14 protein-coding genes and 1 other annotated feature (1 of these 15 cut by a window edge) are annotated in these 14,892 nt (G+C 42.1%); of the genes, 12 read left to right on the top strand and 2 right to left on the bottom strand.

Annotated features, from left to right (window positions below; genetic code table 11):
- Nucleotides 1-156: a binding site (T-box leader), on the top strand; it begins 97 nt to the left of the window's first position.
- Nucleotides 157-231: 75 nt separating this feature from the next.
- Genes trpE through trpA form a run of 7 tightly spaced genes read left to right on the top strand, consistent with a single transcriptional unit; the run spans nt 232 to nt 7,842 of the window.
- A complete protein-coding gene (trpE, locus tag KQH97_RS04985; protein WP_117927361.1) occupies nt 232-1,707 on the top strand; it encodes an anthranilate synthase component I in 1,476 nt (491 codons plus the stop codon).
- 20 nt (nt 1,708-1,727) lie between these two features.
- Nucleotides 1,728-2,804: a tryptophan--tRNA ligase gene (gene trpS, locus KQH97_RS04980; protein ID WP_022288427.1), complete on the top strand. Its 1,077-nt coding sequence runs from the start codon at nt 1,728-1,730 to the stop codon at nt 2,802-2,804.
- A gap of 12 nt (nt 2,805-2,816) precedes the next feature.
- Nucleotides 2,817-4,454 carry a bifunctional anthranilate synthase component II/anthranilate phosphoribosyltransferase gene (locus tag KQH97_RS04975; RefSeq protein ID WP_216553088.1) on the top strand — a complete coding sequence of 546 codons (1,638 nt, stop codon included), beginning with the start codon at nt 2,817-2,819 and terminating at the stop codon, nt 4,452-4,454.
- 3 nt (nt 4,455-4,457) lie between these two features.
- Nucleotides 4,458-5,237, top strand: coding sequence for an indole-3-glycerol phosphate synthase TrpC (gene trpC, locus KQH97_RS04970; RefSeq protein ID WP_216553084.1), 780 nt, complete (start codon nt 4,458-4,460; stop codon nt 5,235-5,237).
- On the top strand, nt 5,238-5,870 hold the full coding sequence (locus KQH97_RS04965; RefSeq protein ID WP_216553081.1) for a phosphoribosylanthranilate isomerase: 633 nt from the start codon (nt 5,238-5,240) through the stop codon (nt 5,868-5,870).
- Complete coding sequence (gene trpB / locus KQH97_RS04960; protein WP_118059567.1) at nt 5,871-7,061, top strand: tryptophan synthase subunit beta; 1,191 nt, start codon at nt 5,871-5,873, stop codon at nt 7,059-7,061. It abuts the gene before it with no gap.
- The gene (gene trpA / locus KQH97_RS04955) at nt 7,051-7,842 is read left to right on the top strand and encodes a tryptophan synthase subunit alpha (RefSeq protein WP_216553078.1); all 792 of its coding nucleotides are present in this window, start codon (nt 7,051-7,053) and stop codon (nt 7,840-7,842) included. The genes trpB and trpA overlap by 11 nt, the downstream gene beginning before the upstream one ends.
- 92 nt (nt 7,843-7,934) lie before the next feature.
- Here trpA and KQH97_RS04950 read toward each other — a convergent pair whose 3' ends face one another.
- Nucleotides 7,935-9,350, bottom strand: coding sequence for an ABC transporter substrate-binding protein (locus KQH97_RS04950; protein WP_117864059.1), 1,416 nt, complete (start codon nt 9,348-9,350; stop codon nt 7,935-7,937).
- A gap of 249 nt (nt 9,351-9,599) precedes the next feature.
- On the opposite strand from KQH97_RS04950, the gene rnhA reads away from it, so the two are divergent.
- The 4 genes from rnhA (at nt 9,600) to mnmA (ending at nt 12,856) form a co-directional block, all read left to right on the top strand.
- A complete protein-coding gene (gene rnhA / locus KQH97_RS04945; protein ID WP_118164685.1) occupies nt 9,600-10,037 on the top strand; it encodes a ribonuclease HI in 438 nt (145 codons plus the stop codon).
- A 106-nt stretch (nt 10,038-10,143) separates the two neighbouring features.
- Nucleotides 10,144-11,349, top strand: a complete 1,206-nt coding sequence (gene nifS, locus KQH97_RS04940; RefSeq protein WP_038671763.1) for a cysteine desulfurase NifS — start codon at nt 10,144-10,146, stop codon at nt 11,347-11,349.
- A gap of 12 nt (nt 11,350-11,361) precedes the next feature.
- Nucleotides 11,362-11,793: a Fe-S cluster assembly scaffold protein NifU gene (gene nifU / locus KQH97_RS04935; protein ID WP_117876098.1), complete on the top strand. Its 432-nt coding sequence runs from the start codon at nt 11,362-11,364 to the stop codon at nt 11,791-11,793.
- Complete coding sequence (mnmA, locus tag KQH97_RS04930) at nt 11,786-12,856, top strand: tRNA 2-thiouridine(34) synthase MnmA (protein ID WP_216553075.1); 1,071 nt, start codon at nt 11,786-11,788, stop codon at nt 12,854-12,856. The genes nifU and mnmA overlap by 8 nt, the downstream gene beginning before the upstream one ends.
- Nucleotides 12,857-12,894: 38 nt before the next feature.
- Here mnmA and KQH97_RS04925 read toward each other — a convergent pair whose 3' ends face one another.
- Nucleotides 12,895-13,725 carry an AraC family ligand binding domain-containing protein gene (locus KQH97_RS04925; RefSeq protein ID WP_138337517.1) on the bottom strand — a complete coding sequence of 277 codons (831 nt, stop codon included), beginning with the start codon at nt 13,723-13,725 and terminating at the stop codon, nt 12,895-12,897.
- Between the two features lie 164 nt (nt 13,726-13,889).
- On the opposite strand from KQH97_RS04925, the gene KQH97_RS04920 reads away from it, so the two are divergent.
- On the top strand, nt 13,890-14,891 hold the full coding sequence (locus KQH97_RS04920) for an SGNH/GDSL hydrolase family protein (protein WP_216553071.1): 1,002 nt from the start codon (nt 13,890-13,892) through the stop codon (nt 14,889-14,891).
- Nucleotide 14,892: the final 1 nt, after the last annotated feature.

Here is a 14,892-nt window from a genome sequence, read left to right as displayed (position 1 = left end):
TGTGAGGAGCGGTGTGAAAGTTTTTACAAGTATCATTCGCCGTGATTCCTGCGTTAAAGGACAGGATATTGATTTCTGCCAGTCAGAATGCGTATCTGTGAGCCGATAATTTATTATCGGGAAATTGGGTGGCACCACGGTTCTATCGTCCCATAACTAGATGTTATGTGTGATGACAGGACTTTTTTTATTGTCAATTTTACGACAAAAAAGCATTTAGGAGGAATATTTATGCTGTACCCTGCTATTGAACAAGTAAAGGAACTTTTTGAAAACTACAAGACTGTGCCTGTATTCTATGAGCTTCTCATGGATTCATGTACGCCAATACAACTTTTTAACTGTCTGCACGAGGCGTATGATGATTGTTTCATTCTTGAATCTGTAGATAATAAAGACCAGTGGGGCAGATATTCATATGTGGGCATTGATCCTAAATGCGAATATATTCTTGACAAGCACGTTGTTACTGTCAAGGAGAAAGGCAAGGCTGATGAAAGCGTAAAAGTCGATGATCCTATCGCTTTCTTTTCTGAGATAATCGAAGGCCACAAGTCACCGAGATTCAATAATTATCCAAAGCTCACAGGTGGTCTAATAGGATTTTTCGCTTATGATATGATAAGATACTTTGAGAAAACACTGTGCAACCCACCTGAGGACGATCTTAAGCTTCCTGACGCTGACCTGCACCTTTTTGAAAAGATCGTTGCTTACGATCACCTTTCAAACAAGGCTGTAATAATCCTCAACATCAATAAGAGCGATGATCTTGAAACTAAATACAAAGAATGTGAAAAGATATGCAACGAAGTAGTTGAAACTCTTAGAAATTACAAGCCTGTTATGAAAACTCCAAAGACAATGGAGGACAACATCACAGTAAAATCAAACATCACAAAGGAACATTATCTCGCAAACGTTGAAAAGGCTAAGGAATACATCAAAGAGGGCGACATTTTCCAGATAGTTCCGTCACAGAGATTTGAGATAGACAATCCACCTGACAGCTTTGACGTTTACAGAATGCTCCGCTCCACTAATCCGTCACCTTATCTTTACTACTTTAAGCACAATGATTATGCTGTTGCAGGCGCTTCACCTGAAATGCTTGTATCAGTAGAAAACAGAACAGTAGTAACAAGACCAATTGCAGGCACTATCAAGCGTGGAGCGACCTACGACGAAGATATCCGCAATGAACAACAGCTTCTCAACGATCCAAAGGAAAGAGCTGAACACACAATGCTCGTTGACCTTGGAAGAAACGACATAGGAAAGGTTTCTGAGTTCGGCTCCGTAACCGTTACAGACATGATGATAGTTGAAAGATATTCAAAGGTGATGCACCTTGTATCGAATGTAAAGGGTACACTGAGAGAAGATAAGAAACCTCTTGACGCACTTATGGCAGTTCTTCCTGCTGGCACTCTTTCAGGCGCACCGAAGGTAAGAGCAATGGAGATAATCGACGAGCTTGAAACAACAAAAAGAGGCCTTTATGGCGGAACAGTTGGTTATCTTGCATTTGACGGTTCGCTGGATACTTGTATCGCTATAAGAACAGTGCTTTTCAAAAATAACAAGGCTTATATCCAAGCAGGAGGCGGAGTTGTCGCAGACTCAGTTCCTGAGAACGAATATCAGGAGTCATGCAACAAGGCAATGGCTGTTATAAATGCAATAAAAGAAGCAAGTAAATTATAATTTTTAAGGAGATAAATAACATGAGCAATAATATTATTCTTACAGGCGACAGACCAACAGGATCACTTCATCTTGGCCATTATGTAGGTTCTCTCAGAAAAAGAGTTGAACTTCAAAACACAGGAAAATTTGATCAGTTCGTTATGATAGCCGATCTTCAGGCACTTACAGATAACGCTGACAATCCGGAGAAGATAAGACAAAACATTCTTGAGGTAATGCTTGACTATCTTGCGGTAGGGCTTGAACCTGACAAGACAACATTCTTCGTTCAGTCACATATCCCAGCACTTTATGAGCTTCCAATGTACTATTCAAACCTCGTTACAATGTCAAGACTTGAAAGGAACCCTACTATCAAGTCTGAGATAAAAATGAGAAACTTTGAAAGAAACCTTCCTGTTGGCTTTATGACATATCCTATCAGCCAGGCAGCAGACATCACAGCATTCAAGGCTAAGTATGTTCCTGTTGGCGAAGATCAGCTTCCAATGCTCGAACAAGCAAGAGAGATAGTAAACAGCTTCAACAGAATTTATAAGTGCGATATACTTGTTGAGCCTGAGGCTGTTCTCCCAGACAACGCAAGCTGCAACAGACTTGTTGGTACAGACGGCAACACAAAGATGAGCAAATCTCTTGGCAACTGCATTTACCTTAAAGACGATGAAAAAACGCTGAAAAACAAGATAATGTCAATGTACACTGACCCTACACACATCAATGTAAGCGACCCTGGTCACACAGAGGGCAATCCGGTATTTATCTATCTTGACGCATTCAGCAAGGACGAAGATTTTGCTAAATACTTCCCTGACTATAAGAACCTCGCAGAGATGAAAGAACATTATGAGCGCGGCGGCCTTGGCGATATGAAATGTAAGAAGTTCCTTAACAACGTTATGCAGGAATTTCTCGCACCAATCAGAGCAAGACGTGAGGAATATGAGAAAGACAAAGAGCAGCTCATAGAGATACTTAAAAAAGGCACACAACGTGCAATAGAGGTTTCAAACGAAACTGTTTCAGAAATAAGGAATGCTATCGGCATAAACTACTTCAACGACAAAACTTTCATTGATAAGTTTGTACTGTAAAGGAAGATTACTATGATTTTACTTATTGACAACTATGACAGCTTTACCTACAATCTTTATCAGGCTGTAGGCGTACTCACAAAAGACATTACAGTAGCAAGAAACGATGAGATAACCATAGATGAGATCGAAAAAATGTCACCTGCGGCTATCATCATCTCCCCTGGTCCTGGTTATCCAAAGGACGCAGGAATTTCTGAAGAGGTCATAAAGACATTCAGTGGCAGGATCCCTATACTTGGCGTTTGTCTAGGACACCAGGCGATAGCCGAAGCATTCGGTGGAAAGATAGTTCACGCAAAGCAGCAGCTTCACGGCAAGCAGACAGATATCAATCTTAACACTGCAAACCCACTTTTCAGCGGTCTGAAAAGCACAATAAAAGCCGCAAGATATCACTCACTTGTTGTTGACAGCATTTCACTTCCTACCTGCCTGTCTGTTATCGCAACTGACGATAAAGCTCAGATAATGGCAATAAGACACAGAGAACACCCGACCTACGGCGTTCAGTTCCACCCTGAGTCAGTTCTCACTGGCGAAGTTGGAAACATGATAATCGAAAACTTCCTGAACGATATCGCTGGCATAAAGACCACAAAAACAAAGTCTGCAGCTCTTCCTGACAGCGAAAGAGTTGAGCTTAAAAAGTATCTCAAAATAGTATGTGATGGAAAGTCACTAACTGAGGACGAAGCTTATAAAGCAATGGATATCATCATGAGCGACAGAGCTTCTAATGCTCAGATCGCCTGCCTGCTCACGGCACTGAGAATGAAGGGCGAAACTATTGACGAGATAACAGGCTTTGCAAAGGTAATGAGAGAAAAAATGTCAAAGGTCAATGTCAAGGGTACTCTTGATATAGTTGGCACAGGCGGAGATCTTTCAAACAGCTTCAACATTTCCACAACCTCTTCATTCGTAATTGCGGCAGCAGGACAGAAAGTCGCAAAACACGGCAACAGAAGCGTTTCTTCAAAGAGTGGTGCGGCTGATGTTCTCGAGGCTCTTGGAGTTAAAATTCAGTCAACACATGAACAAGCTGAAAAGTCCCTTGACGAGATCGGTCTTTCATTCCTGTTTGCACAGTCATATCACTCAGCAATGAGATTTGTAGGACCTACAAGAGCGCAGATAGGTGTAAGAACTGTTTTCAACATTCTCGGACCTCTCGCAAATCCTGCAAAAGCAGACTTCATGATACTCGGCACATATGATTCTGATCTACTCGAACCAATGGCTAAGGTGCTTATGAATCTTGGCATAAAGAGAGCAATGCTCGTTTACGGCAACGACAGACTTGACGAAGTTTCTATATCAGCTCCTACAACTATTTGCGAGATAAACGGTGGAAAGCTTATCAAGTATGAGATAAAGCCTGAGGACTTTGGTCTGAAAAGAGGAAAGCTTGCTGACATCGTTGGCGAGGACGGAAAGGGCAACGCAGCTATCACAAGAGGTATACTCGAGGGCACAATCAAGGGTGCAAAGAGAAATATCGTTCTTCTCAACTCAGGCTGTGCACTTTATATCTGCGGCAAATGCGACAGCATCGAAGAGGGCGTAAAGACCGCAGCTGAAATAATAGACAGCGGAAAGGCTCTTAAAAAGCTTGAAGAACTTGTTGAACTTACTAACAGAGGATAAATAATGATACTAGACAATATCTGCGACAAAAGAAAAGAACAGCTTGAAAGAGATATATCAATAATTTCAAGACAAGATATCAAATACATGGCAGCCGAAAAAGAGTATCAGACAGTTTCCTTTTCAAAATCTATCAAGCGCGATACCCTTTCAGTCATAAGCGAGGTAAAGAAAGCCTCGCCGTCAAAGGGACTTATCTGCCCTGATTTTGACCCTGTGAAAACCGCCTGCGAGTATGAGAAAAACGGTGCGAATGCAATATCCTGTCTTACTGAGGAACATTATTTTCAAGGCTCCGGGGAATATCTCAAAGCAATTAGAGCGGCTGTGAATCTGCCGATACTCCGCAAGGATTTTATCATCGACGAATATCAGCTTTACGAGGCAAGGGCTATAGGTGCTGATGCAGTGCTGCTTATCTCGGCTATACTCAGCGAGGGTCAAATGAAAGAATATTCTGACATTGCACACGAGCTTGGACTTGAATGTCTTGTAGAGGTGCACAACGAGGAAGAGTATAAAAAGACGCTTGGTTTTAAGCCTGATATGCTTGGCATAAACAACAGAAATCTTTACACTTTTGACGTTGACCTTGAAACCACGGGCAGGCTCAGCAATATAGTAGGCGACCATGCAGTGCTTGTTTCAGAAAGCGGTATAAAAACAAATGCCGATATGAAAAAGGTACGCAGCCTTGGTGCAGACGCCGTGCTTATAGGTGAAACGCTTATGAGAAGCGGCAACATCGGCGCAACTCTCCATGAACTGAGAGAGGGCGTATAAATGACAAAAATCAAGATATGTGGTATGCGCCGTGTGGACGATATTCTTTATGTGAACACATACCACCCTGATTATGCAGGCTTTATACTGTCAGATGGTTTTAAACGCACGGTAGACATTGACACATTCTACGATCTTGAACTTCTTCTTAATAAGGAAATCAAACGAGTGGGCGTTTTTGTAAACGAGCCTATAGAGAATATTCTGAAAAGCTTTGCACAGAAGCTTGATGTTATTCAGCTTCACGGTGAGGAAAGCGCAGAGTATATCAGCAAACTCCGTAAAAACTGCGACTGTGAGATATGGAAAGCCGTTCGTGTGAAATATGCTGATGATATTGCAAAAGCTGACGCACTTCCCGTCCACAAACTGCTTATAGACAGCTTTTCAGCAGGCAGCTACGGTGGGACAGGTAAGCGTGTTGACCTTGATATATTTTCACAGGTAAACATATCAAAGCCGTTTTTCCTTGCAGGTGGACTGAACGAGGATAATATCTGCTCTGCTATGGAAAAGGTACAACCTTATGGCGTTGACTTTTCAAGTTCAGTGGAAACCGATGGCTTCAAGGACAAAAACAAGATAAAAAGGATAGTTGAAACTATCAGAAATAATACCGAAAGAAGGATATAAATGAGTAAAATTGGACGATTTGGCGAATTTGGCGGACAATATATTCCTGAAACTGTCATGACTGCTGTTCACGAGCTTGAAAAAGCTTACGATAAATACAAGGACGATCCTGAGTTCAACAAAGAGCTTCAAGAGCTTTACCACAATTATGCAGGCAGACCGTCAATGCTTTATTATGCAGAAAAGATGACCAAAGATCTTGGCGGAGCTAAAATATACATCAAACGTGAGGATCTTAACCACACAGGTTCACACAAGATAAACAACGTTCTGGGTCAGATACTTTTAGCAAAGAAAATGGGCAAGAAGCGTATAATCGCTGAAACCGGTGCAGGTCAGCACGGTGTTGCTACAGCTACAGTTTGCGCTCTTATGGGTCTGGAATGTGAGGTCTACATGGGCGAGACCGATATGAAAAGACAATCCCTTAACGTTTACAGAATGAATCTTCTTGGCGCAAAGGTAACAGGCGTTGCAAGCGGTACTGCTACGCTGAAAGACGCTATCAATGAAGCTTTCAGAGATTGGGTATCAAACATCGACACAACTTTCTACTGCATAGGCTCTGTAATGGGACCTCACCCTTATCCTACAATGGTAAGAGATTTCCAGAAGGTCATCAGTGCTGAAATAAAATCACAGCTTATGGAAAAGGAAGGCAGACTGCCTGACTGTGTTGTTGCCTGCGTAGGCGGTGGCTCAAACGCTATGGGTGCATTCTACAACTTTATCGAAGACAAGTCAGTCAAGCTTGTTGGTGCAGAAGCAGCCGGCAGAGGTATTGACACACCTGACCATGCGGCTACAGTTGCAAAAGGCTCACTTGGTATATTCCACGGCATGAAGTCGCTTTTCTTGCAGAACGAATATGGTCAGATCGACCCTGTTTATTCAATTTCAGCAGGTCTTGACTACCCAGGTATTGGGCCTGAGCACGCATATCTTAACTCTATCGGCAGAGCGCAGTATGTTGACATAACCGATGAAGAAGCAGTTTGTGCTTTTGAGTACCTTTCAAGAACAGAGGGTATAATCCCTGCTATCGAGTCATCACACGCAGTTGCCGCTGCGCTTAAGATCGCTCCTACAATGGATAAGGACTCAATACTTGTCATAAACCTTTCAGGCAGAGGCGACAAGGACGTTTACTCAATAGCAAGATACAGGGAGGTCGAGCTCAATGAAGAATAGGATAGATGCTTGCTTTGAAAAGCTCAAAGCAGAAAATAAAAAGGCGCTTGTGACATTTATCACCGCAGGCGACCCTGACATGGACACAACAGAAAAATGCGTTCTTGAAATGTACAATAACGGCTCTGACATTATCGAGATAGGCGTGCCATTCTCAGACCCTATCGCAGAGGGTGCGACTATACAGAAAGCGTCACTGCGTTCACTGAGCGGCGGAACGAATCTTGACAAGATATTTGACCTTGTGAGAAAACTCCGCACACAGACTGACAAGCCTATGCTTCTGATGATGTATATAAACACTATATTCAAGTACGGAACAGCGAAATTCTTTGAGCTTTGCAAAGAAACTCAGATAGACGGAGTTATTGTTCCAGATATGCCTTTTGAGGAGCGTGAAGAGCTTCAGAGCGAAGCTGAAAAAAATGGTATCTACACTATCTTCCTTGTTGCACCAACCTCACACGAGCGTGTAAAAATGATAGCTGAAAAATCAAAGGGCTTTTTGTATGTTGTATCTTCACTGGGCGTTACTGGTATGCGTTCAGAGATAACCACTGATTTCAACGAGCTGCTTGCACCTATCCGAAACAACGATCACTGTCCTTGCTGTATTGGTTTCGGAATTTCAAATCCTGAGCAGGCAAAGAAAATGTCCCAGTACGCTGACGGCGTTATAATGGGAAGTGCTGTTGTCAAGATAGTTGAGGAACACGGCAAAGACGCTCCTGAATATGTGGGCAAGTTTATCAAATCCGTTCGTGAGGGTATGGACAGCTAAATATAACAAAGCAAGGCTCTGAGCAAAAACTCAGAGCCATATTTTTATGCAAAAACAAGACCCCGATAAAATCGAAGTCTTGTAAAGTATTCTTATGAATTTTTCTTATTGAATGCAACAACAGCATCATTGATAGTCTTAAGCTCAGCGTCAACAGTTGCGGAGTATGATTCTCTCAGCTCTGTCCATGAGAACTGTTTGCCATTTTCGTCAGCCTTGTTTGTGTATTCATAAAGCTTTCTTGTTACGCAGTTGCCGTCCTCATTTGCATTGTCGTCAGACATTGTGGAAGAAATTCCGTAGCCGTAGTCAAATACCTGATTGTATTCAGAAGATGAGCAATCAACGATCACCTGATACATATCCTCTGTCCAGTTAGGGTTAGCGTTGAGGAATTTCTCCTTGCCGTTTTCCTTATATGTTTCATCTGTGTTAGCCATTCTGCAGCACTCATACCAACACTTTACAGCCTCTTTAGCTGTTGAACCTCTTACCCACATATATGCCGTCATATCAGATGTCATGTACTTTTCATCAGTGTTAGGATCAGACGGAACAGGGACCACTCTCCAAGTGTCAGCGTCAGAAGGTCCGTTATTTCCTGTCATAGCCCATGTACCCATGCAGTAGAACAACAGATTGCCGTCTTTAAGCGCCTGCTTAGCATTGCCAAGCCAGTTTCCGTTTACAAGGTTGTTCTTACCTACCTGATAAAGCAGATCTTCTGCTCTTTCGATATCAGGGTCATTTATATTGTTTGTGAACTTCTCTCCGTCATAGTTTACCATTGTTTTACCGGTCTGCTGAATGACCTGTGTCTGGAACCAACCATTGATACCAAATCTCTCAACATCAGCAGGAGCGTTTGAAACAAACTCCGACATCATGTCATACCAGTTATCCCAATTCCACTCGTTGTTCTGATAAAGCTCATATGGATCGTCAAGACCCTCAGCATCAATAACGTCCTGATCGTACATCATAAGCGTACCGACTGTGAAGCTTATAGGAGCAACATAATGCTTGCCGCCCATAACGAACTTGTCAGCCGCTGTTTTCACATCAGCCCACAACGGATCATCAAAGTTCACAATATCGTCAACCGGCTGATACATATCCTTAAGCACCTGTGCAGGGAAAGCCATCCACTCATACTTGAAGATATCAGGCACATTCTGCTGAGCCATGATAGCACTAGCGAGCTGGTCAAATTTTTCGCTATCAGTTACTCTTGTGTACTCTACTTTACCACCCTTGTTGTTGAAAAGGGTCATCTCAACGGACTTATCCTCGCCCTTTTTCTCGTCAGGGTTAAGGTCATATGTACCCATCCAACGGATAGTTTTCTGAGCGTCGTCAGGGATAGCCTCTATTTCCTGTGTGTCCTCGACCTTAACTTTCTTTACTGTTGATACCTTTGAACTGCTGTCGCCTGTGGAGCCGCAACCTGCAACTGCAAAAACAGATGTAAGCGCTACTGCCAATGCAAGAATCTTCTTGATCTTCATAAAATAATTGACCTCCAAATCAAATGATTTTCTGTCTTAACAACCAATGTTACACTACAATTATAAAGCTTAATGTCCTTTAAGTCAATTCTCATTTTATACAAAGACATTCAAGTCATTTGTATAATTTGAACATTTCAAAAGTAATAAATATTAAAATATTAAACCTTGAGAGGTACTTGAAAAAAAGAGAGAAATGTAGTATAATATGTTTTGCATAATAATCATCACAAAAACGGAGATAAATAAATGAAGAAAATAGAAATTTTCACTGACGGTGCTTGCTCTGGAAATCCTGGACCGGGTGGATACGGTGCGATACTAAGATATAAAGGCACATCAAAAGAGCTTTGGGGCGGTGATCCTTCTACAACCAATAACCGCATGGAGCTTACCGCTGTTATCACTGCTCTTTCTGCACTGAAAGAGCCATGTGAGGTAGAGCTTTACAGCGACTCGAAGTATATAATCGACGCTGTTACAAAAGGCTGGGCAAAAAAATGGCGTGCAAATAACTGGGTGAAATCGGACAAGAAAAAAGCTCTAAACAGTGATCTGTGGGAAAAGCTTCTTGATCTGCTGGAGGTGCATAAGGTCAATTTCAACTGGGTAAAAGGCCATGCAGGACATCCGGAAAACGAACGTTGTGACGAACTTGCAGTAATGGGCTCTAAACAGTATAAATAGAATTAAATAAATATTAATTTTTTATTAAGTTAGGGAAAACTATTGCATTTTGTAGTAATTTAGTATATAATAAAATAGAAATCTATATATGAAAGGTATGATTTAATTGGAAAAGAGATTTGTCTATGCAGATAACTCAGCTACGACTAGAGTATCTCAGAAAGCTCTTGACGCCGCTCTGCCTTATTTCACTGAGCTATACGGAAATCCGTCAAGTATATATTCTTTGGGAATGGAATGTGCAAAAGCCGTTCTTAAAGCAAGAGAACAGGTCGCAAACGCTCTTGGTGCGAAGGTCAACGAGATCTATTTCACTGCTGGCGGCTCTGAGTCTGACAACTGGGCTATAAGAGGCTGTGCACAGCTTGGAGAAAAAAAGGGCAAGAAGCATATCATCACAACTGCTTTTGAACATCATGCGGTTCTGCACACTTGTCAGTATCTTGAAAAGCTTGGCTTTGAGGTAACATATCTTCCTGTAGGTGACAAGGGTCTTGTTACTGCACAGCAGGTCGAGGACGCTATCCGTGATGATACCTGCCTTGTTACAATAATGACAGCTAACAACGAGATCGGTACTATACAGCCTATCGCTGAGATCGGCGAAGTTTGCCACAAGCATGGCGTATGGTTCCATACTGACGCTGTTCAGGCTGTAGGAAATATTGACATCAATGTTAAAGATATGAACATTGATATGCTCTCACTTTCAGGACATAAGCTCCACGCTCCAAAGGGCGTTGGCGCGCTTTATGTAAAAACAGGCATTAACCTTCCTAACCTTATCTACGGTGGAGCACAGGAGAGAAATAAACGTGCAGGTACCGAGAACGTACCTTCTATCGTGGCTCTCGGCGTTGCTATCACTGATGCTGTAAAGGATATCCCTGCAAAGAATGAGCGTGTTAGAAAGATGAGAGATAGACTTATCGAGGGTCTGCTCAAGATACCTGAGTCAAGGCTTAATGGTGACACAGAACACAGACTTGCAGGAAATGTAAACATATCTGTTCGCGGAGTAGAAGGCGAGAGCCTGCTTCTTTCACTTGATCTTCAAGGCGTTGCAGCTTCATCAGGCTCAGCTTGCACAAGCGGATCACTTGACCCGTCACACGTTCTGCTTTCACTTGGTCTGCCACACGAAGTAGCACATGGCTCACTCAGACTTTCTATCAATGACGAGAACACAGAGGAGGACGTTGATTATATTCTTGAGGTTCTTCCACCTATCGTAAAGCACCTGAGAAGTATGTCACCACTTTGGGAAAGAATTTGCAGAACTGAGAATATTCACGACTATACACTTGATTAGGAGGAATAAAAAATGATATACAGCGAAAAGGTAATGGATCATTTCGCGCATCCGAGAAATGTCGGCGAGATTGAAGATGCTGACGGTGTCGGCGAGGTAGGAAACGCTAAGTGCGGAGATATAATGAAAATGTACATCAAGGTCAATGACGGCATTATAACTGACGTTAAGTTCAAGACTTTTGGTTGCGGTGCGGCTGTTGCTACATCTTCTATCGCTACAGAAATGATAAAGGGTAAAAAGCTTGAAGACGCTTTGAAACTTACAAACAAGGCAGTTGTTGAAGCTCTTGACGGTCTTCCACCAGCAAAGCTTCACTGCTCTGTTCTTGCCGAAGAGGCTATGAAGGCTGCTGTTTCTGACTACTATAAAAGACAGGGCATCGATCCAACTCCGTTTGTAGGCAAGCAGTCTGCTCCTGATTGTGAGAACTGCAATGGCTGATAGAGTTCTTGTGGCAATGAGCGGCGGCGTTGACAGCTCTGTTTCGGTCAAGCTCCTTCTTGATGAGGGTTATGACGTGGCAGGGGCTACCATGCGGCTCTACAGCAATGAGGACATCGGTCTGGATAAAACAAGAACGTGCTGTTCTCTCAATGATGTAGAGGACGCACGTTTTGTTGCTTTTAAACTAGGCATTGATTTCCATGTATTCAATTTTTCTGATGATTTTAAGCACTATGTTATCGACAATTTTGTTGATACATATCTGGCAGGCGGCACGCCTAATCCGTGTATCGAGTGCAACAAACATCTGAAATTCGCAAAATTCTATGAGCGTGCAAAGCTGCTGGGCTTTGACCATATAGCTACAGGGCATTACGCTGCCAGAGAGTTTGACGAAAAGTCAGGCAGGTGGCTTCTGAAACGCTCACCTGACAGGTCAAAGGATCAAAGTTATGTGCTTTACAGTATGACGCAGGAACAGCTTGCTCACACTCTCTTCCCCGTTGGCGAGATGCACAAGGACAAGATCCGTGATATCGCAGAAGAAAACAAGCTTATAAATGCAGACAAGCCTGACTCTCAGGACATTTGCTTTATCCCTGACGGTGATTACGCAGGCTTTATCACAAAACGCTGCGGTGAACAGCAGTCGGGAGATATCGTTCTTTCTGACGGCACAAAGCTTGGTAAACACAAAGGTCTGATACACTATACTATTGGACAGCGAAAGGGCGTAGGCATTTCATATAGCGAACCGCTTTTTGTTATTAAAAAAGATATGGAGCATAACAGGCTTATTATGGGCAAGGCTGATGAAGTATACAGTGACAGCCTTGTGGCAGGAGATGTGAACTTTATTCCGTTTGACACCCTCACAGAGCCTATAACCTGCACTGCTCAGACACGTTATCATCAAAAGGACGCTGAATGTACAGTTTCACCAATGAATGATGGCAAGGTACTCGTGACTTTTAAAGAACCTCATAAAGCTATCTCAAAGGGACAGGCAGTGGTTTTCTATGACGGTGAATACGTTATCGGAGGCGGAACTATATTATAAAAAACAGACCCACAGGTTTTTCCCGTGGGTCTTATATTTTAGCTGCCAGCTTTTTTATGAAGAGAACGAAATTCTGCAGGGGAAAGCATTTCATGCTTTTTGAACACCGCACAAAAATAACTGCAATCGTTATAACCTACCTCCGCAGCGATTTCATTAATGTTAAGCTTATCCTCCAATAAAAGCAGCTTTGCCTGCTGTATGCGCTTTCTTGCTAGATACTCAAAAGGTCTTAGACTAAGACACTCCTTGAAAAGTCTGCAAAGATACTGCGGTGAAAGGTCAATAAGATCAGCAAGCTCCACAAGTGTAAGTTCTTTTCTGAAATTCTTATCAATATAATCAATTACAGGCTGCAGCTGATTGAGTTTTTGTCCATCCTGACTACCATTTTGTAGGTTTACGACTCTGTGCAGCTCAATAAGAAACTGATATAGATATGCCGAACACTGGTGACCACAGTAGTAGTAATTAGTCTTCATAAGGTAAAGTATCTTCTTAAATATGGCATCAACAGCATTGATATCATTTATATGAAACACTTTAGCTTTCTCAAGCTTGATATGCTTGAGCATTTCAATTGCTTCCCTGCCCTCAAAGGTTATCCAGTGGGTTTCCCATATATCACCAACAGGATAATACTCATGCGGCACAGAAGGCGGCAGATAAAATGCGTCCCCCGGCTTTATATCATACTCATGACCATCAAATATAATGTGACCCTGACCACGAGTGCAGTATATTATCTGATGATTAGGATAGCCATCTTCTCTTACAAAATGAAATTCTCTATCTCTCGCACCGATTCCAAGCACATACAAAGGCAGGCTCGTTTCATCGCTGAGGACAGGGTAATAATAGTCAGTCATAATAAATCTCGCTTTCCAAACTGATTTCATATTCTTTTATTATATATTATCACAACACGCTAAAAAAGTCAAGAAATTTCAAAAAAATATGTTGTACAATTGTCCTGAATGTGGTACAATATATTATATAATAAGGTTAATATACTCATATAGGAGATGATAAGATGTTAAAACAATTAACGGCTTTTTTCACGGCAGCCGTTATGGCATGTGCCACACCCCTTGCCTGTAACGCTGAAGTTATAAAGCATGAAGTAAATGTTCCGCCTAATATACTTGTGCTTGGGGATTCAATCGCCGCTGGCTATGGTCTGGAAGGCTACAGTGAAAACAGATATTCTTGTGCGTCTTATGCAAATCTTCTTCACGACCAGTATGACGCTGAGCTTAAAGACGCTGGCGGCTGTAAGCTTGTGAACTCTGCTGTTGTGGGCGACACTTCACAACAGCTTCTTGACCGCATTAATTCAGGCGAATTTGACGCCGACCTTGCAGACAGCGACGCTGTTATTATATCCATAGGTGGCAATGACATTCTTGGTCTTTTCATAGATTTTTTGATGAACGATCTTGGCATTACTTCTAAAAGCACAATGTCTGATTTGATGGATAAAACCAAGGATATTATTGGCATTGCAATGGATATGAAGGATATGTCTGGTGATATGGATAAGGCGCTGAAAAATTTTACGAGCACTCTAGATGATATAATTAACGCTGTTGAAGCTAAAAGTAGGGGTGAAATAATCGTTCAGACACTATATGACCCGCTTGATAACTTCACTGCGGCTGCTGTTTTCCAGAGTATATCAAAGGATAAAATTTCAAAACTTAACAACATTATCAAAGAACACTCCACTGACGAAAATGAAAATGAGAGATACATAGTGGCAGATGTTTTTAGTGAATTCAGCGGTCACGGAAAGGAACTGACCAACATAAATGACTTTGATATACACCCTAATAAAAAAGGTCATGCACTTATTGCTTCTTGTATAGACAAGGTGTTAAGGACAAAAACTTATACCTATGAGGAGGTCGTTCCTGACAGCAGCAAGAACGATGAAAAAGGCAAAAATGCCATACTTATGACAGCAACTGCGGCAGGGGGACTAATTGTGATTATTGCTGCCACGACACTTATACGACACAAAAAGAAAGGATAGA

This window comes from Ruminococcus sp. MSJ-25, from assembly GCF_018917825.1.
Taxonomy (GTDB): Bacteria; Bacillota; Clostridia; order Oscillospirales; family Ruminococcaceae; genus Hominimerdicola; species Hominimerdicola aceti.
The sequence above is the reverse complement of the archived record's forward strand: the minus strand, read 5'-3'. Positions and strand labels throughout refer to the sequence as shown.